We start from the raw sequence: 23,516 nt of genomic DNA, 5'->3' as shown, positions 1-23,516 counted from the left end.
TACGAAAGGATGTTGTTAGCCAGGAAGCAAGGGAAGTGGTTGCAATCACCTAACTTGTGCTCAGATCAAGTAACTTGTGCCGCCAATCAGGTATCTATCGCTGGCGCTAGTAGGAAGTTAGCACCGGCTATGCCGTACGCGCAGCGCTATCCACGCGTTAACTTCGGCCTCGATCCAACCGACGGCATCACTGCTTAGACGAATAGGTTTGGGGAAATGGGGGTCGTAGCGAGGGGATCTGCTATTGATCTTCTCGTAGATGGTGGAGCGAGATAGCCCGGTGCGGTCTTCTACTTGCTTACGGCGCAGTACGGTGAGTTTCGGAAGTGCAGGGTAGGTTACGGTCATTCTAGGCCTCGTATGGCTTGGTTAGGAATGACCGTATCTTGGGGACAATGACGTGGCAAGAATAGATAAAGATAGCTCGCGAACAATTCGAGCAATTGGGGACTATGCTTTTTTCACTCTGCCTACCTGTCGCGTCGGCCTAATCAGCGCGACACAAGCCTTGGCTGGATGATCATCTAGCAAGAATCTTCTTTGAAGCCAGCGCGAAATTTCCGGAACTTTGACCCGCGATTTATATTGGTCATATTCACCGCCCCAAAATTGTTCAGCACAATCAAAGAGATGCACGATCTCAGGTATACGTTTATCGAAATTTGCTTCGGCCTCAAGCACGCTCTGTATGGAGTTCGCCAATACCTTAGCGGCTGCATTCACCTGATTACCGGATTTGATATGGGACTGGAGCTTGGGCCTGAGGCTATCAGCCTGGGGAGCTTTAGCGGAAGATGTGCTAAGTCCAGCTAGCTCCATCAGAAAAATCGACCGTAGCATGTTCAGACTGAACGAGATGTGCGGGCCTTGGAACGATTGAAGCCGCGTTATCAGCTCCGCTCTGAAAGGTGAAATTACGTGAGTGGTCTCGTTGAGACTATCATTCTCAACATAAATGTCGTCGAGCGTTATGCGTAAGACTTGGGGAAATTGCAGATGCTCAGGGGCATGGATGGGGTTCAGGCTCGCATGGTAGATTGCATAACTGCGATTAGGCAGTTCAATTGTGGTTACTGTGAACGCGTCTTCGATTAAAAGCTGAGTTGACGCGCTCTGCGGGTGAACATTAGCATTGGCATCGATTCGAATGCCCACGTCAAACGTACGCGCCGTAGCGATCTCCGTGTTCAGCAACATGCGTACACTATCAGGTCGGAGGGCCAGAAATTGTAATCCACGCATAGCGAAGGCCGATTGTGGAAGGATGCGAGAACGTTTGATAAACGAAGGTAAAGTGAACGGGTTGAGATGGCTTGCATCTACACTGAAAACTTCCATCCCCTCCGGTACGCTAACGTAGAGAACGAGCCTTCCTGCAATGGACTCCTCGAGCGCTGACTGTGCATCCTTACTCGTCCGCTCGAGAGCATCTCGCAAACGAGATATAACTTTACCCAATGCTATCTTCCTTTGATTCTTGTGCGTACTTAGGCACGTTTTAAAAGTGGGGTGACGTTTGCCCCTGCCACCTGAGCCTGCACGAAATCAGCCCATGCTTGCAGAATTTGTTTACGCTGCTCGGCATATTCAGCACGGTTGTAGACCCCTTTAATACCGCTGACCTTGTGTGCAAGAGCCTTCTCAATTGCATCAGACGAGTGCCCCATTTCGTGAAGGTGCGTAGAGGCGGTGCGCCGAAAGTCATGCAACACGAAATGCTGTACATCCAACGACAGCGCTCTTACCGCTTGATTTAAGGTGCTCTTACTGATTGGACGATCATCGCTACCTCGAGAGCTCGGGAAAAGGAATTCTGATCGCCCTGAGAGCTTCTGAAGCTCTTGAAGCAGTTCCACTGCTTGGGCGGAGAGATACACGCGGTGGGGCAGGTCTTTCTTCATACGCTCGGCAGGTACGTCCCACGTGCCCTGCTCCAGATTGAATTCCTGCCAACGGGCCTCCGTAAGCTCGGCCTTGCGTACCATCGTTATCAACAATAGGTGTAATGCCAGCTTCAAAGGGCGTCGAATGTCCGACGCGTATATGGAGCGTAAAACGAAGCCTATTTCGCTTGGAGTCAGCACACGAGTTCTGCTCTCCTCCGTCGCGATGAAGCGAGCCACAAGAGCTGCTGCGGGGTTGCTGGTCGCAAGCTGTCGCGCTATCGCAAAGTCGTACATGCGCTTCAACACGTTGCGGGAGAACAGCGCCATCTTAGGCGAGCCCCGAGATTTGATATGGTCGCAAAGTGCCATCACGTCACCCGGCGTCAATTCCGTAAGCGGCACACGGCCCAATTTTGGAAATATGTCCTTGTTGAGTACCCGTTCTACATTACGGCTGTAGCTATCGGACTTGTCGCTGATCTGTTCGCGGAACCATTCAGCTGCAAATGCTTGAATGGTGTTCAGCTTCTCCACCTTAGAGGCCGCTACGGCCTTCCTTGGGGACTCACCGCGAGCCACCAGCGCGGCCCACTCGTCCCTCTGCTTACGGGCGTCTGCAAGGCTAATTTCAGGGTAGTTGCCAATGGTCAGCGCCGGATAGCGGACGCTGTGCAGTTGATAGCGATACCGCCAAACCTTTGAGCCACTAGGCATCACCTCCAAGAGAAGGCCGCCTGTGTCACTCACGCGGAAACGCGCAAGCTTAGGCCGGAGGGCTTTGATCTTGGTATCGGTCAGTGGTGTGGCTTGGCGTGGCATCGGGCTCCTTTAGGTACACAGTTGTCTAAGTATACCTCAACAGTGTGCCAACCTGTGTACCAAAAAAGCCAGGAACTGGTCGGAAAATCCCGGAACCCATCAGAACCAAAACTCAGTAATTACAAGGGCGGAGCGCCCGTTTTGGGTATCCCTCGGAACACCCCGGAACGGATTCTATTTTCCGATGCAGAAGCGGCTGAAGATCACGCCGAGCAGGTCGTCGGAGGAGAAGGCGCCGGTGATGCTGGAGAGCTGGACCTGGGCCAGGCGCAGCTCCTCGGCAAAGAGGTCGAGCGACTGGTCGGTCTGGGCGGCATGCTGGCCGGCCAGGTCGAGGTGGCGCGAGGCCGAGCGCAGGGCGATCAGGTGGCGTTCGCGCGCCAAATAGAGCGATTCGCCGGTCTGCTGCCAACCGGCGATGCGCAGCAGTTCGCCGCGCAGCAGGTCGATGCCGAGCTTCTCGTTGGCCGACAAATACACATGGGTGGCGTCGGACATTTCATCCACCGACGGCTTGTGGCCGGACAGGTCGATCTTGTTCCACACGCGCAGCACCGGCACGCCGGCCGGGAAGGCTTCGACCATGGCCTCGTCGGCGCGGGTCGGGCCGTGATCGGCGTCCAGCAGGTGCAGGATGACGTCGGCCTTGCCCACTTCGCCCCAGGTGCGTTCGATGCCGATGCGCTCGACCACGTCCACCGCTTCGTCATGGCTGCGGATGCCGGCGGTGTCGATGATGTTGAGCGGGATGCCTTCGATCTGGATGGTTTCGCTGACCTTGTCGCGCGTGGTGCCGGCGATCGGCGTGACGATGGCGACGTCGGCGCCGGCCAAGGCGTTCAGCAGCGAGGACTTGCCCACATTCGGCTGGCCCACCAGCACCACGTTCAAGCCTTCGCGCAGCAGCGCGCCTTGCGAAGCCTGGCGGAACACCTGGTCGAGCGCTTCCACGATGCCTTTGAGCTGGCCGCGCGCGTCGGATTTTTCGAGGAAGTCGATTTCCTCTTCCGGAAAGTCGAGCGTGGCCTCCACCAGCATGCGCAGGTGGGTGACGCGCTCCACCAGGGCGTGGATGGTCTGCGAGAACGCGCCGGACAGCGATTGCGAGGCCGACTTGGCCGCCGCTTCGGTGGAGGCGTCGATCAGATCGGCCACCGCCTCGGCCTGGGCCAGGTCAAGCTTGTCGTTCATATAAGCCCGGCGCGTGAATTCGCCCGGCTCGGCCAGGCGCAGGCCGTATTCCTGCCCCGCCTCCAGCACGCGCGCCAGCAGCATCTGCAGCACGACCGGGCCGCCGTGGCCTTGCAATTCCAGCACGTCTTCGCCGGTATAGGAGTGCGGCCCCTTGAAATAGATGGCGATGCCCTGGTCGATGATGCTGCCGTCGGCGTTCTTGAAGGGGATGTAGGTAGCGTGGCGCGGCTGCAGGGCGGTGGCGCCAAACAGGGCCTGGGCCAGGCCGTTGAGGTTTTTGCCGGAGGCGCGCACCACGCCGATGCCGCCGCGTCCGGGGGCCGTGGCGATTGCCGCGATGGGGGAAGTGTCGAGATTCATAGCGGAATTCTAGATGATAAAAAAAACCCGTGCCTGGCACGGGTTTTTCTGCAACACACCGGCCAGGCTTACTTGGCGGCGCCGTATTTGCGGGTGATGACCCATTGCTGGGCGATCGAGAGCACGTTGTTCACAACCCAGTACAGCACCAGGCCGGATGGGAAGAAGAAGAACATCAGCGAGAAGGCCAGCGGCATGAACAGCATCATCTTGGCCTGCACCGGATCGGCCGGCTGCGGGTTCAATTTGGTGGTGATGAACATGGAGATCGCGTACAGCACCGGCAGAATGGCCCATGGATCGTGCTGGGTCAGGTCGGTGATCCAGCCCACCCAGGGCGCGCCGCGCATTTCGACCGAGGCGTTCAGCACCCAGTACAGGGCGATGAAGACCGGCATCTGCACCAGGATCGGCAGGCAGCCGCCGAGAGGATTGATCTTCTCGGTTTTGTACAGCTCCATCATGGCCTGGTTCATCTTCTGCGGATCGCCTTTGTAGCGCTCGCGGATTTCCGTCATCTTCGGCGTGACCACCTTCATCTTGGCCATGCTGCGGTAGCTGGCGGCCGACAGCGGGAAGAACACCAGCTTGATCAGGATGGTGAAGGCGATGATGGTCCAGCCCCAGTTACCCAGCGCGCTATGCAGGTGTTCCATCACCCAGTACATCGGCTTGGCGATGATGGTCAGCATGCCGTAGTCCTTCACCAGCTCCAGGCCGGGCGAGACTTTTTCCAGCGCTTTTTCGTTCTGCGGACCGGAGTAGAGCTGGGCCGTGTTGGACACGGTGGCGCCTGGCGCCAGAGTGCCCAGCGGCTGCACCACGCCAATGGCGTACAGATTGGTGTCCACTTTCTTGGTGAAGATGTCGCGCGCGGCTTTCGCTTGCGGCACGAAGGCCGACACGAAGAAGTGCTGCGAGATCGCGATCCAGCCGCTGTCAGCCTTGGTCGGATGATCCGGCGTGAAAGGCTTGCCCGGATTTTCCTTCTGGGTCTTGTCTTCCTTCTCGATCTTCTCGAAGCTCAGCTTCTTGTACTTGTCGGCGTCGGTGTACAGGGTCGGGCCGGTGAAGCTGCTGTTAAACCAGGACGATTCAGGCGGCTTGTTGCCGTCGTGGACCAGCTGCAGGTACAGCTCCGGCGTCAGCGGCGCCGCGCCGGTATTGGTCACGTCGTGGCGCACGTCGACCACATAGTCGCCGCGCTTGAAGGTCAGGGTCTTGGTCAGTTTGACGCCGCCCTGCTCCGCTTCCAGCACCAGCTGCACTTGGTTGCCGTTGGCCAGCGTGCGCACGCCAGGCTTGGCGACGAAGCCGGTGTTGTGGTTCGGCAGACCAGGCGCGCCGACCAGGCCGGTCTGGCCCAGATAGGTTTTGGCGGCGTTCTGCTGGAACAGCACTTCGTTAGCGCGCGCATCCAGATTGCTCTTGCAGGCTTCGGACAGGCCGAAGCAACCGCCGAACCAGCCCGGATTGCCGGCTGCTTTGTAGTTCAACAGTTCCAGACGCTTGATCTGGCCGCCCAGGGTGTCGATATCGACCTTCATCACGTCGGTGGTGATGGTGATGATTTCGCTCTTGAACGGCGCGGCGCCGTCAACGGCGGCGGCGCCTGGCGTGGCGGCGGTCGCGCTGGCGCTAGGGGCCGGCAGGCCGGCCGCTTTGGCCGCAGGCGCTTTCGCGGTCTGGGTCGGCGCCGGTGCGAACATGGATGGCTTGCCGGTGGAGATCATCCACTCGTTCCACAGGAAGACGAGCGATACGGAGAATACGATCCACAGGATGGTACGTTTATTGATATCCATTACGGTAAGTATCAAGAGTGGTTGCAACCGCAAGCGGTTGTTTGGGAATCCTTGTCTGATGCCGGCGGAACCGGATCAAGCCCGCCATTATTCCATGGATGGCAGCGGCATACACGCCGCAGCGCCAGCCAGCTCCCTTTTCCCGCGCCGTGCACGCGCAGGGCTTCCAGCGCGTAGTTCGAGCAGCTTGGGTAAAAGCGGCAGCGCGGCCCCAGCATGGGACTGATGGTCAGCTGGTAGGCGCGCAGCAGGAAGGAGAGCAGCGTTTTCATCGCGCAGGACGGTTCTTGGTCTGGGAAGCGAACAGGCGCGTCAGCTCCTGGCGCAGTTCCAGCTTCAGTTTGGCCGTGGTGGCCGGACCATCCTTGCGGTTGACCGGTTTCGCCAGCCGCACGACGCAGTCGATGGGCGGCAGTCCGGTAACGCGGAATAATTCGCGGGTCACGCGCTTGATGGTGTTGCGCGTAACCGCGCGCGGCGCAAAGCGTTTGGCAACGACGATGCCCAGCCGCGCATGTGGCAGCTGATTCTGGCGGGTATAGAGCACGAAATGCGCGCTTTTCTGGGCCGGGCGCAAACGAAAAACGGATGAAAATTCATCCGTTTTAATGATGCGCCGAGCGCGCGCGAAGTCGTGGGAACCTTCGCCTGTCGAGCCGTTTGAACAGCTGTCCACGCGATCAGCCTGCAAGCTGTGGCTTATACAGCCAGACGCTTGCGGCCTTTGCCACGGCGTGCATTCAGAACTTGACGGCCGCCACGGGTAGCCATACGAGCGCGGAAGCCGTGGGTGCGCTTACGACGCACAACGGAAGGTTGGTAAGTACGTTTCATGTTGGTCTCGCTAAAGAAGCAAAAAAATGCAAAATCGGGTCTGACGTCCCGTCAGTTATTGGTGCCAATGACATTTCGCGCACCCATGCCAACATACCGGCACAAGCTGGCCAATCTCATCGCCCGCTTAATCCGCGCTGGTCGTAAACTGAAAAAACACGGAGTACGGGCGGGGAACCCTGAATTATCAGCATTTCGACACCGCTTGTCAACCTTGAAGCGCGCCCACCCGCCCCCGCGGGCCATCGGCTTTTGCACATTTTTCGCGTGATGCCTGTGGATAACTTGGAACTTCGGGGGTAGAATAGCGTGTTACGTGTGGCGTTTGGAGTTCGCCCAGACGCCCTCCCACAGCTTTTCAGATAGAAGATTCATGGAAAATTTTTGGCAGACCTGTTCCGCTCAGTTGGAACTGGAGCTGACGCCGCAACAATTCAGTGCCTGGATTAAGCCGCTGATCCCCCTCGATTACGAGGAGGGCAAGCTGCGTATTGCCGCCCCCAACCGCTTCAAGCTGGATTGGGTGAAGACGCAATTCGCCAGCCGCATCACGGCCCTGGCAGCGCAATACTGGGAAGGGCCGATCGAAGTGCTGTTCGTGCTCGACCCGCGCCTGAATGCCGCGAAAAAGCCGGCCGCACCGACCGCCAGCAGCAGCGCCGCGCCAGTCAACCACGCCGCCGACACGGCGCGCAGCGCCGAGCAGCCTGCCGCCGCGGCCATCGTGTCCACGCCGGAATTCGCCAATGCGCGCGGGCGCGAGCAAAGCCGCATCAATACCGACCTGACGTTCGACAGCTTCGTGACCGGTAAGGCCAACCAGCTGGCGCGCGCCGCCGCGATCCAGGTGGCGAACAATCCGGGCGTGTCGTACAACCCGCTGTTCTTCTACGGCGGCGTCGGCCTGGGCAAGACCCACTTGATCCACGCCATCGGCAACCAAGTGATGGCCGACCAGCCGGGCTCGCGCATCCGCTACATCCACGCCGAACAGTATGTGCGCGACGTAGTGACCGCTTACCAGCGCAAGGGCTTCGACGACTTCAAGCATTACTACCACTCGCTGGACATGCTGCTGATCGACGATATCCAGTTCTTCGGCGGCAAAAGCCGCACGCAGGAAGAGTTCTTCTATGCTTTCGAAGCGCTGATCGCGGCCAAGAAGCAGATCATCATCACCAGCGACACCTATCCCAAAGAGATCACCGGCATGGACGACCGCCTGATCTCGCGCTTCGACTCCGGCCTGACGGTGGCGATCGAGCCGCCGGAGCTGGAAATGCGGGTGGCGATCCTGCTCAAGAAAGCCAAGTCGGAAGGCGTCACGCTGTCCGACGACGTGGCCTTCTTCGTGGCCAAGCATCTGCGCTCGAACGTGCGCGAGCTGGAAGGCGCGCTGCGCAAGATCCTGGCCTACTCGCGCTTCCACGGCAAGGACATCAGCATCGACATCGTGAAGGAAGCACTGAAAGACCTGCTCTCGGTGCAGAACCGCCAGATCTCGGTGGAAAACATCCAGAAGACGGTGGCGGACTTCTTCAACATCAAGGTGGCGGACATGTATTCCAAGCGCCGCCCCGCCAATATTGCGCGTCCGCGCCAGATCGCTATGTATCTGGCCAAGGAACTGACGCAAAAGAGCCTGCCCGAAATCGGCGAGCTGTTTGGCGGCCGCGATCACACCACCGTGCTGCACGCGGTGCGCAAGATCGCGCTGGACCGCACCAAGAACCCGGAGTGCAACCACGAGCTGCACGTTCTGGAACAAACCCTCAAAGGCTGATGCTGGCCGGGGCTGAAGATTTGCTATTACACTGCTGGGTTTGAGCCGCCAAGGCAAGCAGCAGACGCGTCGCGACAAGCGATGCAAAAGAATTAACGTTTAACTTTTAACTGAGGATATTTATGCAACTGGTCAAAACCACCCGAGATACGCTGCTTCGGCCACTGCAAATCGTGAGCGGTATTGTCGAGCGTCGGCACACTATGCCGATTCTGGCCAATATCCTCATCCGCAAGGAAGGCGAAAGCGTTTCATTCCTGTCCACCGACACCGAAGTGCAGATCACCACGCACGCCAATATCGGCTCCGGCGCCGAAGTGACCGGCACCACCGTGGCCGCGCGCAAGCTGCTGGACATTCTGCGCGCCCTGCCGGAAGCGGGCGACGTGTCGCTGACCCTGGCCAACAAGCGCCTGGCGGTGCAAAGCGGTAAATCGCGCTTCGCCCTGCAAACGCTGGCCGCCGAAGAGTTCCCGACCGTGCAGGAAGCCGACAGCTACAACGCCTCCTTCACGCTGCCGCAAAAAACCCTGAAGCACCTGTTCAATATGGTGCACTTCTCGATGGCGCAGCAGGACATCCGCTACTACCTGAACGGCCTGCTGCTGGTCCTGGACGGCAAGAACGTGATCGCCGTGGCCACCGACGGCCACCGCCTGGCCTTCTGCCAGGTTGAAACCGAACAGGCTTTCGAGCGCCAGGAAGTGATCATCCCGCGCAAGACCATCATCGAGCTGCAACGCCTGCTGGAAGAAAGCGACGACGCCGTGCAGCTGGACATCGCGGCCAACCAGGTCAAGCTGACCTTCGCCGACATCGAACTGATCTCCAAGCTGGTCGAGGGCAAATTCCCCGACTACACGCGCGTGATCCCGAAGGGCTACAACAACGACTTCACCATCGGCCGCGACGAGCTGCTGCGCTCCCTGCAGCGCGCGGCCATCATGACCAGCGATAAATTCAAGGGCGTGCGCTGCATCATCAGCCCGGGCAGCCTGAAAATCTCGTCCACCAACGCCGACCAGGAAGAGGCGGTGGAAGAGCTGGAAATCGACTACGGCGGCGACAATATCGACATCGGCTTCAACGTCACCTATCTGCTCGACGTGCTGAATAACCTGAAGTGCGATCAGATCAATGTGTCGCTGGGCGACTCCAATTCCTCGGCCCTGATCTCGATCCCCGACAATCCAGACTTCAAGTACGTTGTGATGCCAATGCGTATTTAACGCGGCGCATGCAGTAAGTTTTTACCGAGTCAATCAGTAATCGTTATTTGAGAAAGCAGTCCATGCCCGAAAGCCAAAACGAACCCCAACTCCAGGCCAAGCTGGAAGAATACGGCGCCGCATCGATTCAGATCCTGGAAGGCCTGGAAGCAGTCCGCAAACGTCCAGGCATGTATATTGGCGATACCTCGGATGGCACCGGCCTGCACCACCTGGTGTTCGAAGTGCTGGACAACTCGATCGACGAAGCGCTGGCCGGCCACTGCTCGGAAATCCATGTGACCATCCACTCGGACAACTCGATCTCGATTACCGACAACGGCCGCGGCATCCCGGTCGGTCTGAAGATGGACGACAAGCACGAACCGAAGCGCTCGGCCGCCGAAATCGTGCTGACCGAACTGCACGCCGGCGGCAAGTTCGACCAGAACGCCTACAAGGTGTCGGGCGGCCTGCACGGCGTGGGCGTATCGTGCGTGAACGCGCTGTCCAAACTGCTGCGCGTGACCATCCGCCGCGACGGCAAAGTGCACCAGATGGAATTCATCAAAGGCGTGGCGCAGAACCGCGAAATCGAAATCGTCGACGGCTTCCCATGCTCGCCCATCAAGGTGATCGGCGAAACCGACAAGCGCGGCACCGACGTCCACTTCTGGGCCGACGAAGAGATCTTCACCCACGTGGAATTCCACTACGAGATCCTGGCCAAGCGTATCCGCGAACTGTCCTTCCTGAACAATGGCGTGAACATCAAGCTGAGCGACCAGCGCAACGGCAAGGAAGAAGTGTTCGCCTTCGAAGGCGGCACGCGCGGCTTCGTCGAGTACATCAACAAGGCCAAGACCGTGCTGCACCCGACCGTGTTCCAGGCCACCGGCGAGCGCCAGTCGGACCAGAACACCACCATTTCGGTGGACGTGTCGATGCAGTGGAACGACGCCTTCAACGAGCAGGTGCTGTGCTTCACCAATAATATTCCGCAGCGCGACGGCGGCAGCCACCTGACCGGCCTGCGCGCGGCGATGACCCGCGTCATCAACAAATACATCGACGAGAACGACTTCGCCAAGAAGGCCAAGGTCGAAATCAGCGGCGACGATATGCGCGAAGGCCTGACCTGCGTGCTGAGCGTGAAAGTGCCGGAGCCGAAGTTCTCGTCCCAGACCAAGGACAAGCTGGTGTCGTCCGAGGTGCGCGGCCCGGTCGAAGAGATCGTCGCCAAGACCCTGACCGACTTCCTGATGGAGAAGCCGAACGACGCCAAGATCATCTGCGGCAAGATCGTGGAAGCGGCGCGCGCGCGCGAAGCGGCGCGCAAGGCGCGCGACCTGACCCGCCGCAAAGGCATCATGGACGGCCTGGGCCTGTCGGCCAAGCTGGCCGACTGCCAGGAAAAAGACCCGGCCCTGTGCGAACTGTATATCGTCGAGGGTGACTCCGCGGGCGGCTCGGCCAAGCAAGGCCGCGACCGTAAATTCCAGGCCATCCTGCCGCTGCGCGGCAAGGTGCTGAACGTGGAGAAGGCGCGCTTCGAGAAGATGCTGTCCTCGGAGCAGATCACCACCCTGATCGCCACCCTGGGCACCTCGATCGGCCCGGACGAATTCAACGTCGAGAAGCTGCGCTACCACCGCATCATCATCATGACCGACGCGGACGTCGACGGCGCCCACATCCGCACCCTGCTGCTGACGCTGTTCTACCGCCAGATGCCGCAGCTGGTGGAACGCGGCCACGTGTATATCGCCCAGCCGCCGCTGTACAAGGTCAAGGCTGGCCGCGACGAGCGCTATCTGAAGGACGACGTGGAAGAAGCGGGCTATATGATGACCGTGGCCCTGAACACCGCCGTGCTGACCCCGCGCGAAGGCGCCGATCCGATCACCGGCGAACCACTGGCCGAACTGGCGCGCCAGTACAACCTGGCGAATGCCGTGATGACCCGCCTGACCCGCGTCATCGACCGCGCCGCGCTGACCGGCATCATGACCGGCGTGACGCTGGACCTGTCGAGCATTGAGGCAGCCAAGGCATCGGCCCAGGCGCTGTCGGACAATATCAGCGACGCGAGCGTCACCGTGTCGGTGCGTTCCGATGAGCTGAGCGAGAAGCATATGCTGTGGATCGAACGTCTGCACCACGGCAACGTGAAGGTGTCGACCATCGACGCCGACTTCGTGCAGGGCGCGGATTACGCCGTGCTGGCGAAAGCCGCCGCCACCTTCACTGGCCTGATCGGCGAAGGCGCCGTGATCCGCCGCGGCGAAGGCGAACGCACCAAGGACTCCGCCGTGGAGGACTTCCACCACGCCATGCAGTGGCTGCGCGACGAAGCCGAACGCACCGTCTCCAAGCAGCGCTATAAAGGTCTGGGCGAGATGAATCCTGAACAGCTGTGGGAAACCACCATGGACCCGACCGTGCGCCGCCTGCTCAAAGTGCAGATCGAAGACGCGATTGCCGCCGACCAGATCTTCACCACGCTGATGGGCGATGATGTGGAACCGCGCCGTAACTTCATCGAGTCGAACGCCCTGCGGGCGGGGAATATTGACGTTTGATGTGTGTAGCAGGAGCCATAACCTGAGATTTCGCGAAGCATCTTTTGAGATTTTAATCAAAAAAGGCATTTCGATAACTCAGGTCTGTACAAACCGCTAAAGTTAATTAAAAAGCCCGCGAATTTCGATTCGTGGGCTTTTTAGTGTCTGTTTGTTGATTTGCAGCCAAATCTGACCCACTTCACCGCATAATTTGCACACGAAACTGACCCACGTATAAGACACAATCCTGCTCATGACATTGCGTACCGGACCAGCCTCGTGATGTCGTCATCACTCGTTGTACCATCCTCCAATTTCTACAAATCGCCGTCTGCTTGGATCATATTGGAAGCACAGGAATTCCATATCACCTTCATTTGACGTTCCACAAATCGAATCAAGACGCGTTTCCGGCATTAAAGTGCTCCCCCTCACAATACCTTTTACGTTCTTCTTGCAGTCCCTATCTATTTCCATCAAACTAGCCCAGGACTCGCAAGCCACCTCTATTCCACGTCCAATAATATTTCCACTTTGACTAAAAGCTATATTAAAAAAAGACAGGTTTTGAAAACTGAATGACTCAGTATCTCCTTTCAATACAGAAACATAGATTGCTGTATTCGACTTTAATTGCACAAGCGCCAACCCATAACCATTCTCTGCTGGAGATCTCAAGATCCCTCTGCAAGAACCAACAAGATAGCTAGCAGGGTAGTTTTTATTTATCCCAATCCTCAATTCCTCAAATTCAATTCCTGATATTATTTTCAGCGCCTCCAAATTTCTCTTAGAGATTTCTGAAAATATTTCTTTAACCGTCTCTCCATCTTTGCCAAATGCGTTACAGCCAGCCATCAAGCTTGGCAACAAAACAAAACATAAGTGGCGAGAATGATTTCATAGATAACCTTTAATGATTCTTTGGCTGATTTATTTCAATATGATACGCCGAATCATAAACTCTAGTTCTTGGCCCTAGGTATGTGCTAATCACATTACCATCCAATGCTTGTGAGAGTGTTTCCTCCCAGGTTTTTATGTTATCTTTTGAAATACTAGTTGGACTAATATTAAATACGTTTAATACTTTAGGATCACCTAGATGATTCGAAACTCTTTGTCCATTATCCAGGTATTTCTGAATGGTGTCGCGCATTGCATTTCTCGTTTGCCGCGCATCATTTCCATTCTTTATTGAATCATGGTAGATATCGATTACTGCTCTCCCTGTCGAACCATATCTTGAGATGGTTCCATTCCCTAACTGCTCGTACATGATCCTTGCTTGATCTTCTGGCGTCCTCGTCGTACTTGTAATTAGAAGAGTGGTCACATCAACATTAGAGGCTGTCGCTATTGTGTCAAGTATCTTTCTTGAGTAATTACTGACGCTTTCCCCTCTTGCTGTATCTGAAAAGCGTGGAGAAGCAAAAGGAAGGTTCAAATCCGCTCCTTCTTTTGTATAAAATTCGAACCTATCATCTACTTGCTGCATTGTTAGACTGTCCCAAGCTTGGAATGAGGTACTAACTGTCTAGTTTCGTGCGATCATATCCCTCGTCGCAGCATGCCTTTGTTCCGCGCCAAGGCCGTGCTTGACGAGGGACATGATCGCACGAAACTAGACACATTAAGCAAATGTGAGCCGACGGAATAGAATATGCATTCTAATTAGCTAGTTCGGTCGCACCCGGCGCATTTCACCGGAAAAATTGCAACTGGCACCATGAAAATCAGAACATGATGATTCGCTGACTTTAACGGTCTCGCCCTTCTCATCGAACTGCATTGTCACCATGCAAGAACGCTCATCCTTATTCGCCATGTACTGAGTGAGAACCATTGAATTACCTTTAACTTTTCCGATACCTGCAATTCCACCGCTGCATCCGGGCTCGGCCACTGCAAATTCAGCGGCCACGTAGCCATCCTCTGGTTTTAGCGTTACTACATCCATACGTAGGATTTTCTGCCCCACGAAACCTTCCCATGTGCCGCCAATTTTCCCAGATACCTGCGTATGTCCCAGGCCATTTGCAAAAAACATGGCAAGAACAACGAAAGCTTTGGCCTTACAATTTTTTTTCATCGATATCTCGCTGGTTGAATCTTATTGTCAACGTAATCCCATAGAAATTTTTGGTACGCATCTGCCTTGCTTCCATTCGCTGCATCGATCATATTTTGGCGAACGGTTTGATCTGACACATTCGCTGTCAGCAAAGTATTTGCCCGGCTCTCGCTCAATGTTTTCTGAATGAAAGACACAGCCCCCTTATAGCCTTCGTGATGGCCAATATAAATGTATTTTGCACGCTCATCTGCACTCAAATTTTCGGGAACAATGGGCTCATCATCATGATTTTTCGTCTTCTCGAGTCTTTTGAATATATCTTGATCATATTCAGCAGCAGTAACAATAGAAAGAGTTGGATCGAAGCGCAGCTTCAATAACTTTTCAGAATCAAGAATGACGCCCTTACCGTCAACATAGCCAACCTTGGCAGCATATTCATTCAGGTAGCTACCCTCTTTTCTGGCCATATCATTCCAAGCATCCGGCATGAATTGAGTCAGGCCGCTAGCTCCTGTACTAGAGTTATAGGAATCAGGGTCCCATTGCTCAGAATAGTACCGCCTCAAATTATTCCATTCAACTTCCTGAGATTTCGTTAACTTGCCTCCCGGATTTAAGCCTGGATGAGTACTATAAAATTCCTTATCAGCAGCAACCTTAATCTGAGCCTTGGAAATCTTACCTGCTTCAGCACCAATAATTGCGGCAATAGACGATCCTGGCACATCAGTTCGGCGGCTGGCGAAATTGATTGCATCAGCATAAAGCTCGTTCACTCCCAGCTTCAACCCATCACCATTGGACGACTCAGCCTCATTTAGATTTATTTCTTTGTTATTCCGCAAACTCCCAGCACTCCCAGATGTAGCACCCAACGCGAGATAGGAGTTGCGATCGTCAGCGCCCCATCCTCTAGGCGAATCCTGAGGCCCACCTTCATCCCATATTGCACCTTCTCCCATTGGATTGTGGCTTAACAAACTCCCGATACTCCCCGAGGCATAAAGATTGGCAGCCGGACTATTACGCGTAATTTCGTCGACCTTCTTATCCATCCAAGCCAACTTGGCCTTGTTGATAGCTCTCTCTCGACTGTTTTCTTCAATATTGGGATAAGAGTCAGCATCTCCTTCTATTAAGCTGGGCAAGGATGCCGCCATGGCCGATGGGCCTTTAAAGGGGAAGTTGGCGCCGTGATGCGTGATCGTGCCCTGCGTACCGAGCGTGATGCCGCCGCCAATCTTGATGAAAGAACCGTCTTCCGCGATCAGCACAATTTCTTTCGCCATGCCAATGATCTTCCCTTCGGTGGAGGTGAACTTCACATCCTTGGCGGAATTCAGCTCCGTGTCGTCATGCTGGCTTTGCAGCAGCAGCTTGCCGCGCTGGGCGATGGCCTTGATGCCTTCGCTATGGCTGAACAGCGAGATGCCCTTGCCGGCATTTGCGATCAGGCTTTGCCCGGCGCTGAGCTGCGTGTTCTTCTGCGAGCAGCTGTCGATATTGGCAGCGGCGTAGGTGACGATCGTTTTCGCTGTGGCGAAGCAGATGCCTTCTGGCGCCGTCATGCCGATGACGGGTTTGCGGCCGCCATCACCCTGCGGCGCGCTGTTGCTGCCGTTTTCCCAAGCCTTGAAGATTTCGCCCAGTTCCTGCTGCGCCTTGCCATCGGCTGCCATGGCCTGTCTTTGCGCTGCGGCGGCGGCGAGACTTTGGCTCAGTTCCATGCTGTCCGCCAGCAGGGCCAGATAATCCTGGCGCTGCAGGTGGCTGGCGTCCGCCGAAGGCAGCGGCCAGGTCGAGAGCAGCAAGCCTTTGCCGGCACGCAGTGCAATCGCTTCGGCGCTGCGCAATTCCGCGCCCTCGCCTCTCGGCTTGGCACGTCCATTTTCCCGCGGGCCGCTCAGATAGCCGAGATTGAGCTGGGTGTCGCCGTGGTCGCTGGCCAGTTGCGCGCTGATCTGGCCTTCGGTGTCGTCGAAGCGCAGCTGGTTGGCGCGGCCTTGGCGGATTTCGCGGCTTTTGATGCCGGACTGGTAGCGGTTGCCGGGCAGGCCGCCACCTTTACTCAAGGCTGGCGGGCGCGCATTTTCGTTGTAGAGCTGTCCGACGATCACCGGTTTATCGGGGTCGCCTCCCAAAAAATCGACCAGTACTTCGCTGCCCACGCGCGGCAAACTCAGACTGCCGCACTGGCCGATGCTGCCCATGCCATCGCCCGCCCAGCTGCTGACCACGCGCACCCAGGCGGAATCGGTATCGGTGCCGCTGGCGCCGGGGCCGCTCGCATGATCTTGCGGACGCATGCCGGGGAAGCGGATCTTGACCCGTCCCAGCGCATCGCAATGTACTTCCTCACCTTCGGGGCCGGTGACGATGGCGCTTTGCAGCCGGACTTGCGGCAGGTCGCTGCGCGGATCGTAGGCCGGCACGATCTCGGTACCCAGCCGCACCGCCGTGAAGTGGATGCGCGTGCGCGTGGGACCGGCCGCATCGCTGCCTGCGCCGCGGTCTGCACGCAAAACATCGCCTTCTTTGTCCGCATGCCAGGGCTGATGCGCGAACAGCTTGGCCACGCGCTCGGACAAGCCTTGCGGCAGATTGTTCTCCGCACGCAGATGCAGTGCCGTCACCACGAAGTCGCGTTCGGATTCGGCATGCGTGTCGATCTCGGGATGCTCGGTCAAGGTGAAGTACTCGCCGGCGCATAAATCACGCACACTGCCCTGGCCATGGAAGCATTTCGATTCGTAGTCGTGGCGGCGCATGCGCAGCAGTCCCAGGCGGCATAGATCGTCGTGGCTGTCGCCCACATGCGGCGGCAGGATCTGGTAGTCGTCCAGGCTGGCACACAGCGTGCCGCCATTGCTTCCCTGCTCCACGCTGCTGGACGCGGCTCCCTGCATGAAGGCGGACTGCGGATTGCGATAGTCCCAGCTGTGGCGCGTTACGGAACCCGGCTGGATGGCGCGCACCGCGCACCAGGCGGTAATGCTGTCGCGTTCTTCAGTGGCGGCATCGCGGTGGTAGCGCACGGCGCCTGCAGCATTTTTTTGCGGTGCGTGCGGCGTATCGAACATCACCATGGCATGGGCCGGTTGCACGTCCGGCAAAGAGCGGAAATGCCAGGCGATGCCGCGCCGCTGCATCAGCCGCCGGATGAAGGCGGCGTCCGACTCGTTGTACTGCATGGTGAATTCACGCGGCGGGTAACGCTCGTCGTCGAAGCCTTCGCCGCTTTCGCAGCGGAAGGCGTGCGCCAGCACGGCATTGGTCTGCCGCCACTCGTCCACGATCCGGCGGATGATCTGCACCTCGCTCTTCTGGCGGAAGACGCGGGTGTTGATGCGCTTTTCCAGGATGCCGAGCGCGTCGCGCACCACCAGCTGGTAGCTGGCCAGACCGCCGTCGCTGTCGCCCGCGCTGGCTTCGCTGACAATGCCGCACACGCTGCGCACGTCGCCACGGTCGGTGACGATGTCGATGGCGGCCGGCAGCGCAATCAGTTCCTTCAGCGGCAGGTGGGCGTTCAGCGAGACGCACAGCACGCGGTACTCGACGCCGCCGCAGACCGCTTCACTGCCGCTGATGCGCTGCGGCAGCAGCACGTCTTCCATCAGGCCGGATGGATGGGCGAGCCGCAGCCGCAAAGGGCGGTTGCTGGTGACCAGCTCTTTTTCCTGGGCCAGAAAACTGAACAGGGCATTGTTGTGATCCACGTCCGGCTCCTCTTGCTTGCGATGAAGGCTAGCTTCATCTTTACACACGGCAAGTTCGGCGCATTGACGATAAGCAATTCCGTGTCAGACCAGGGGCAAACTGCCTGCGCAAGGCGGACAGCGCAGCAACTCGACGCCGGAAGCCTGGGCCAGCAGATGCAAGCGGACGAAGCTGTGCGTGTGGATATAGCGCGCGAGAAAGCGGTTCAGCACCAGGGCAAAGGCGTACAGGCTCCGTTCAGTAAAGGCCTGCTCATCGATGCTCAAATACAGCGCCCGGCCATGCCAGGGCTGGCCGCTACGCCACAGCATGGCCGGCTGGGTTGCCAGGCTGCCGAGACCGGACAGCAGGCGCAGTCCCTGCACATCGTCCGCCGCCACGTGGCAGCGCAGCAGGGAAAGCAAGGCGGGCCAGCCTTCCCGCCCCAGCAGCGATGGGCGCGGCGCCAGGCCGGCGATGGCTTCGCGGTAGGCGCTTGGGTCGAGTGCGGCGGGCCTTGCTGCCGAGGGCCGCCGCAGCAGCCGGATCGGGAAATTGCCGACGCCCGCTTCGCTGGCCAGGTCGCCCGACGCCTGCCCCGGCATTAGTGTCGACGGCAACTCGCCGTTGCTGCAGCTCAGCTGGATGGACAGGGTTGCGCCCGCCAGCGCCAGGGGACGCCGGTCGCGGTCCAGCAGCGCCAGCCGGAAGGCATGGCCCTCGACGGCGGCCAGCATGGCGTCTTCGCGCTGCAGCTGCCAATAGGGACCGCTAGCCGCCAGCAATGCGCGGCCGGCCTGGAAGACGGTGGCCGACGCTTCCCCCCCCTTGCGCAGCAGGCCTACCCGTTCAACACAATACATCTCGCAAGATTCCTGCCGTGCCCGGCTTGGGCGCAATGGCGCGCTGGTCTCGCCTGGCGCCAGGCGCAGCGGCTCAGCCGCCGCCGCGAACAAATTGATCACCGGGGTGCAGCCCAGTCGCAGATGCCGGGGTGCCAACTGATGCAGCAAGCGAAAGGCAGGCCGCTGGCGCAGATCACGCAGCACCCAGTGCACATGCAGGCTGCGGCTGGTGGGTTGTCCGGCAGCGGCCGCCACGGCGGCCAGGTCCAGGTCGCAGAAATCGAAGCTGTCGGGATAGGCGAAATATTCGCTCAGCAGACGGCAGGCTGGATCGTCGCCCGGCGCCGGCGGCAGGTGCACGGCTTCCGGCACGACGGGCGTCAGCGGATTCTGCGCCAGCCGCTGCCAGCGCCCATCGCATTCGACGTAGCAGACGACGGTTTGCAGCAACAGGCTGTCGCGCAGGGCCGCGCGCAGAGCCGCTTCGCCATCGGGGAAGAGACGCAGCATGGGCAAGCTCTGCGGCATCGCTGCCGGCGTGGATGCCAGGCTGTCCAGGCGCAGGCTAATGGCCGAGTGCGCATCCGGCGGCAGCCGCAGGGTGGCCGGCGCATCGAACACGGGCTGAAAGCGCAGCGCGCCGATGTGCAGCGGCGCAATGTGGACGTCCTGCACGGTACGCAGCCGGCAGGCGCCAGCCACGCCGCCCTGCAGCGCTTTCAGCTCGCTGCCGCGGGCGACGGTGCTCACTGTGCTCAGGCTGCCGGGGCCGAGACCGCTCCAGTCGAACTGGGCGATCGCGCCGGACGGCAGGGGGCGCAAATAGTGGGCTTGCTGCTGCTCCAGCAGCGCGGCGGCGAAACCATCATGGCTGCGGTCAAGCCGCTGCGCCAGGCGGGCATTGAGGAAGGCACTGGCTTGCAATAGCCACTCCAGGCTGGTATCGACGCCCGCCTCCGCTGCCAGCGCCAGCGCGGCGGCGAGTCCGGGATACTCGCCGGCCAAGCGCTGGCAGTGCTGGCGCAGCATGACCAACTCCTGCTCATAATACGGCCGCCATGCCTCCATATGCCCTCCGCCTGCGCTGATCCCACTTCCATGATGACAGGCCGAATTTCAATGAGATTGACATACTGCAACAATTTCTCTTTTGAAAGGGGCAAATTGCCCAGTATCCCGCGCCGCTGGATGCGCAATCGACCGCATTCAAACGTTTCCGACAATTTTGACTTAGATCAAAGAAATTGCTGCATCGCATCACTACACTCTCAACCGTTACTTGATAACAACGTGAAAGAGGAAGTGAAATGAAGAAAGCAATCCTGGCAGTATTGGCAGTAACGGCAGGCATGATGGCAGTCAACGCGTCGGCCCAAACCACTCCATGGCAAGTGCGCGCGCGCGCCGTGCACATCGATCCGGCCGACAAATCCGACCCGCTGGGTGGCGTTGGCGCCTCCGACCGCCTGTCCGTCAGCAAGAAGACCATCCCTGAAGTGGACATCTCCTACTTCTTCACCAAAAACATCGCTGCGGAACTGGTGCTGACCTACCCGCAAAAACATGATGTGCGTCTGGATGGCAAAACCATCGGTACCTTCAAGCACCTGCCACCAAGCCTGCTGGTACAGTACCACTTCATGCCTGACGCGCAATTCAGCCCATACGTCGGCGCCGGTATCAACTGGACCACCTTCTCCAAGAACAAGATCCTGGACGGCGCTGCCAGCCTGGAGCACGACAGCTTTGGTCTGGCCGTGCAAGCCGGCGTGGACTACAAACTGGACAAAAACTGGTCGCTCAACCTGGACATCAAAAAAATCCAGATCCGCAGCGACGTGATGATCGGCGGCGTAAAAGCCAGCAAGGTCAAAGTTGACCCAGTGCTGATCGGCGTGGGCGTGGGCTACCGCTTCTAATTAAAAATTCCACCCTGGAGTTCCCGCCGCAGCTCGTTCGCGAGCTCGCGGCGTTTTTTTTCGGTCGCAAAATAGCCGACCGCCACGTTCGCCTCGCGCGTGCACAGATGGATCAGGTCGCCCGGCTGGCGCGGCATCTCGATGCGGATAAAGTCCGGATCGAGCCGGACCAGCGCTTCGCGCCCACCCACCACCTTGCGCACCAGCAAGCTACCCTGGCTCAGCACAATCTGTTCGTAATCGGCCGCATGGCGCGCGTAGCAGAGGAAGGCCACGGCCACCGCCGTCAGCTCCAGCGCCGTAAACAGCAGGATCTGCCACACGCCCTGCGCGATGAAGATGGCCGCCACCGCCAGCGACATCAGGCAGAGCACGGCAAACGCCGCCCCCATCTGGCGCGGCGTCAGCGAGCAATTACGGCGCAGCAGCCATTCGCGCTGGCCGATGGACGGATCCGGCGGCACATCCTCTCCTTGATACATCGACACGAATATTGTACGGCCAGCCGTGGCCAATGCGCTGGCGCCGCCCTCGTCAGCAGCAGCAAACTCGGCGACAACGACCGCGTCACGGCCGGCATCAGATGGCGTTGTTTCCTTGCGACAACCTCAGCTTTTTAGCGCTGCGCGCACTGGTTTAGGGGAACAATGGTGTTTGCCTTCGCTAACCGCTATGGGGATCTTGTATGTCGCTTGCCAATATGAAAATTGGCACCCGCCTCGGCCTGGGTTTTGCCGCGGTGCTGGTGCTGCTGGTTGCTGTGCTGTTGCTGGGATTGCGGTCGATGTCGAGTATCGGGAGCCGGACCCACGATATCGTCAGCGATAAGAACGTGAAGATGGCAGCGGCCAATGAGATGGTGGACCATGTGCGCAATATCTCGCAGGCGCTGACGACGATGATCGTGGTGCCGGGCACGCCTGCAATGGAGGCGGAGCTGGAAAAAGTCGCGGCAGCGCGCAAGAAGTATGGGGCGGCAAAAGAAGTCCTGCTCAAGAAACTGAGTTCGGACAAGGAGCGCGAACTGATGGCCGCCGTCGACCAGGCGCTCAAGGATGGCGGCGCCAAGAACAATAAGCTGATCGCGCTGCGCAAGGAGGGCGAGATCCAGGACGCCACCGAGTTCCTGCTGCGCGAGTCGGGACCGAATCTGGCGCGCGTGCTGGGCGCGCTCGATGCGCTGATCCGCTACGAGGCGCAGCAGGTCAGCGATGCCGGGCAGGATGTCGAGCATGTCTACGCCAGCTCGCAGGCCACCATGATCGGCATCGGCACCCTGGCCGTGCTGCTGGGCGCGGCCATTGCCCTGTTCATCACACGCTCGATCACGCTGCCGCTGAACGAGGCGGTGACGGTGGCTGAAACGGTGGCGTCGGGCGATCTGTCCTCGCGCATCGACAGCCGGCGCGGCGATGAAACGGGCCGCCTGCTGAACGCGCTGCGGGCCATGAATGACTCCCTGCTGAATGTGGTGAGCCAGGTGCGCAGCGGTACGGATACCATCGGCACGGCCTCGTCGCAAATCGCCGCGGGCAATCTGGACCTGTCTTCGCGCACCGAGGAGCAGGCCAGCTCGCTCGAGGAAACGGCGTCCTCGATGGAAGAACTGACCTCCACCGTCAAACAGAATGCCGACAATGCGCGCCAGGCCAACCAGCTGGCCAAGAGCGCGTCGGAGGTGGCGATGAAGGGCGGCGCCATCGTTTCGCAAGTGGTCGATACCATGGGTACGATCAACGAATCGTCGCGCCGCATCGTGGATATCATCTCGGTCATCGACAGCATCGCCTTCCAGACCAATATCCTGGCGCTGAATGCCGCCGTGGAAGCGGCGCGCGCCGGCGAGCAGGGGCGCGGCTTCGCCGTGGTGGCTTCCGAGGTGCGCAATCTGGCCCAGCGCTCGGCCGCCGCCGCGAAGGAGATCAAGGAATTGATCTCGGCATCGGTAGCGAATGTGGATGCCGGTTCGCGCCTGGTCAACGATGCGGGCCAGACCATGGACGATATCGTCACCAGCATCCAGCGCGTGACCGACATCATGGGCGAAATCACCTCGGCCAGCCAGGAGCAGACCATCGGCATCGAGCAGGTCAATGTCGCCATCTCGCAAATGGACGAGGTAACGCAGCAGAATGCCGCGCTGGTGGAGCAGGCAGCGGCCGCCTCGCAAAGCATGCAGGAGCAGGCGGCGCGTCTGGCCGAAGTGGTGGGCTTCTTCAAGACCGGCGCTTCGGCCGCTGGCGCGATGCGTCTCAGGGCTTGATATGCAGGCAGCTGTCCGGCACGGGGACCGCTGGTCCCTGTTCGCTCACCAGCCAGCCGGGCAGGCGCTGGCGCAGCGCGTCCAGCTCGCAGGGGTCGAAATCGACCAGCATGGTCTTGCCGTCCCGGCCCAGGATGCGCGCTGCGGCGAAGCCGCGCACAATATGCTCGGCCTCGTCGGCACTCAGGCTGGCGTGGCGGGTTGGGCGTAAGAGCAGGTGGCGCATGATTCCAGTCTACTCCATGGCCGGGCCCAGC

Annotated in this window: 20 protein-coding genes; 5 read left to right on the top strand and 15 right to left on the bottom strand. The window is 58.9% G+C overall.

The window, feature by feature from the left end; genetic code table 11:
• Positions 1 to 117: 117 nt before the first annotated feature.
• The 8 genes from FHS03_RS02945 to rpmH form a co-directional block, all read right to left on the bottom strand.
• Positions 118 to 348 carry a helix-turn-helix transcriptional regulator gene (locus tag FHS03_RS02945; RefSeq protein ID WP_183439496.1) on the bottom strand — a complete coding sequence of 77 codons (231 nt, stop codon included), beginning with the start codon at positions 346 to 348 and terminating at the stop codon, positions 118 to 120.
• 102 nt (positions 349 to 450) lie between these two features.
• Positions 451 to 1,338, bottom strand: a complete 888-nt coding sequence (locus tag FHS03_RS02940) for a hypothetical protein (protein WP_183439495.1) — start codon at positions 1,336 to 1,338, stop codon at positions 451 to 453.
• Between the two features lie 149 nt (positions 1,339 to 1,487).
• Positions 1,488 to 2,705, bottom strand: coding sequence for a tyrosine-type recombinase/integrase (locus tag FHS03_RS02935; RefSeq protein WP_183439494.1), 1,218 nt, complete (start codon positions 2,703 to 2,705; stop codon positions 1,488 to 1,490).
• 174 nt (positions 2,706 to 2,879) lie between these two features.
• The gene (gene mnmE / locus FHS03_RS02930) at positions 2,880 to 4,259 is read right to left on the bottom strand and encodes a tRNA uridine-5-carboxymethylaminomethyl(34) synthesis GTPase MnmE (RefSeq protein WP_183439493.1); all 1,380 of its coding nucleotides are present in this window, start codon (positions 4,257 to 4,259) and stop codon (positions 2,880 to 2,882) included.
• Between the two features lie 68 nt (positions 4,260 to 4,327).
• Positions 4,328 to 6,064 (bottom strand): membrane protein insertase YidC, encoded by a 1,737-nt coding sequence (gene yidC / locus FHS03_RS02925; RefSeq protein WP_183439492.1) that lies wholly within the window; start codon positions 6,062 to 6,064, stop codon positions 4,328 to 4,330.
• Between the two features lie 11 nt (positions 6,065 to 6,075).
• Positions 6,076 to 6,336 (bottom strand): membrane protein insertion efficiency factor YidD, encoded by a 261-nt coding sequence (yidD, locus tag FHS03_RS02920; RefSeq protein WP_183439491.1) that lies wholly within the window; start codon positions 6,334 to 6,336, stop codon positions 6,076 to 6,078.
• On the bottom strand, positions 6,333 to 6,740 hold the full coding sequence (gene rnpA / locus FHS03_RS02915) for a ribonuclease P protein component (RefSeq protein ID WP_183439490.1): 408 nt from the start codon (positions 6,738 to 6,740) through the stop codon (positions 6,333 to 6,335). The genes yidD and rnpA overlap by 4 nt, the downstream gene beginning before the upstream one ends.
• Before the next feature lie 23 nt (positions 6,741 to 6,763).
• On the bottom strand, positions 6,764 to 6,898 hold the full coding sequence (gene rpmH, locus FHS03_RS02910; protein ID WP_082219652.1) for a 50S ribosomal protein L34: 135 nt from the start codon (positions 6,896 to 6,898) through the stop codon (positions 6,764 to 6,766).
• A 373-nt stretch (positions 6,899 to 7,271) separates the two neighbouring features.
• On the opposite strand from rpmH, the gene dnaA reads away from it, so the two are divergent.
• From dnaA to gyrB, 3 genes are all read left to right on the top strand, one after another.
• The gene (dnaA, locus tag FHS03_RS02905) at positions 7,272 to 8,681 is read left to right on the top strand and encodes a chromosomal replication initiator protein DnaA (protein WP_183439489.1); all 1,410 of its coding nucleotides are present in this window, start codon (positions 7,272 to 7,274) and stop codon (positions 8,679 to 8,681) included.
• 122 nt (positions 8,682 to 8,803) lie between these two features.
• Positions 8,804 to 9,910: a DNA polymerase III subunit beta gene (gene dnaN / locus FHS03_RS02900; protein WP_183439488.1), complete on the top strand. Its 1,107-nt coding sequence runs from the start codon at positions 8,804 to 8,806 to the stop codon at positions 9,908 to 9,910.
• 62 nt (positions 9,911 to 9,972) lie between these two features.
• Complete coding sequence (gene gyrB / locus FHS03_RS02895; RefSeq protein ID WP_183439487.1) at positions 9,973 to 12,471, top strand: DNA topoisomerase (ATP-hydrolyzing) subunit B; 2,499 nt, start codon at positions 9,973 to 9,975, stop codon at positions 12,469 to 12,471.
• A gap of 273 nt (positions 12,472 to 12,744) precedes the next feature.
• Here the strand turns inward: gyrB and FHS03_RS02890 are convergent, their stop codons facing one another.
• The 5 genes from FHS03_RS02890 to tssF all read right to left on the bottom strand — a co-directional run bounded on the left by FHS03_RS02890 (position 12,745) and on the right by tssF (position 20,145).
• Entirely contained in the window at positions 12,745 to 13,311 is a 567-nt protein-coding gene (locus tag FHS03_RS02890; RefSeq protein ID WP_183439486.1) for a hypothetical protein, read from the bottom strand.
• Between the two features lie 55 nt (positions 13,312 to 13,366).
• Positions 13,367 to 13,951 (bottom strand): hypothetical protein, encoded by a 585-nt coding sequence (locus FHS03_RS02885; RefSeq protein WP_183439485.1) that lies wholly within the window; start codon positions 13,949 to 13,951, stop codon positions 13,367 to 13,369.
• Positions 13,952 to 14,131: 180 nt separating this feature from the next.
• Positions 14,132 to 14,545, bottom strand: coding sequence for a hypothetical protein (locus FHS03_RS02880; protein WP_183439484.1), 414 nt, complete (start codon positions 14,543 to 14,545; stop codon positions 14,132 to 14,134).
• A complete protein-coding gene (tssI, locus tag FHS03_RS02875; RefSeq protein WP_371871574.1) occupies positions 14,542 to 18,252 on the bottom strand; it encodes a type VI secretion system tip protein TssI/VgrG in 3,711 nt (1,236 codons plus the stop codon). Before tssI ends, FHS03_RS02880 begins: the two co-directional genes overlap by 4 nt.
• 84 nt (positions 18,253 to 18,336) lie before the next feature.
• Positions 18,337 to 20,145 carry a type VI secretion system baseplate subunit TssF gene (tssF, locus tag FHS03_RS02870; protein WP_260108362.1) on the bottom strand — a complete coding sequence of 603 codons (1,809 nt, stop codon included), beginning with the start codon at positions 20,143 to 20,145 and terminating at the stop codon, positions 18,337 to 18,339.
• Between the two features lie 239 nt (positions 20,146 to 20,384).
• Here tssF and FHS03_RS02865 point away from each other — a divergent pair, with 239 nt between their 5' ends.
• Entirely contained in the window at positions 20,385 to 20,996 is a 612-nt protein-coding gene (locus FHS03_RS02865) for an OmpW/AlkL family protein (protein WP_183439482.1), read from the top strand.
• Here FHS03_RS02865 and FHS03_RS02860 read toward each other — a convergent pair.
• Positions 20,993 to 21,460: a DUF2244 domain-containing protein gene (locus FHS03_RS02860; RefSeq protein WP_183439481.1), complete on the bottom strand. Its 468-nt coding sequence runs from the start codon at positions 21,458 to 21,460 to the stop codon at positions 20,993 to 20,995. The genes FHS03_RS02865 and FHS03_RS02860 overlap by 4 nt on opposite strands.
• Before the next feature lie 236 nt (positions 21,461 to 21,696).
• Between FHS03_RS02860 and FHS03_RS02855 the strand changes: the two genes are divergently transcribed.
• The gene (locus tag FHS03_RS02855; protein WP_307729484.1) at positions 21,697 to 23,259 is read left to right on the top strand and encodes a methyl-accepting chemotaxis protein; all 1,563 of its coding nucleotides are present in this window, start codon (positions 21,697 to 21,699) and stop codon (positions 23,257 to 23,259) included.
• Here FHS03_RS02855 and FHS03_RS02850 read toward each other — a convergent pair.
• Entirely contained in the window at positions 23,249 to 23,485 is a 237-nt protein-coding gene (locus FHS03_RS02850) for a hypothetical protein (RefSeq protein WP_183439479.1), read from the bottom strand. The genes FHS03_RS02855 and FHS03_RS02850 overlap by 11 nt on opposite strands.
• Positions 23,486 to 23,516 lie beyond the last annotated feature (31 nt).

The organism is Pseudoduganella violacea (genome assembly GCF_014191875.1).
Classification (GTDB): Bacteria; Pseudomonadota; Gammaproteobacteria; order Burkholderiales; family Burkholderiaceae_D; genus Rugamonas; species Rugamonas violacea_A.
Note: the sequence above shows the minus strand (reverse complement) of the source record. Positions and strands in the feature narration are given on the sequence as shown.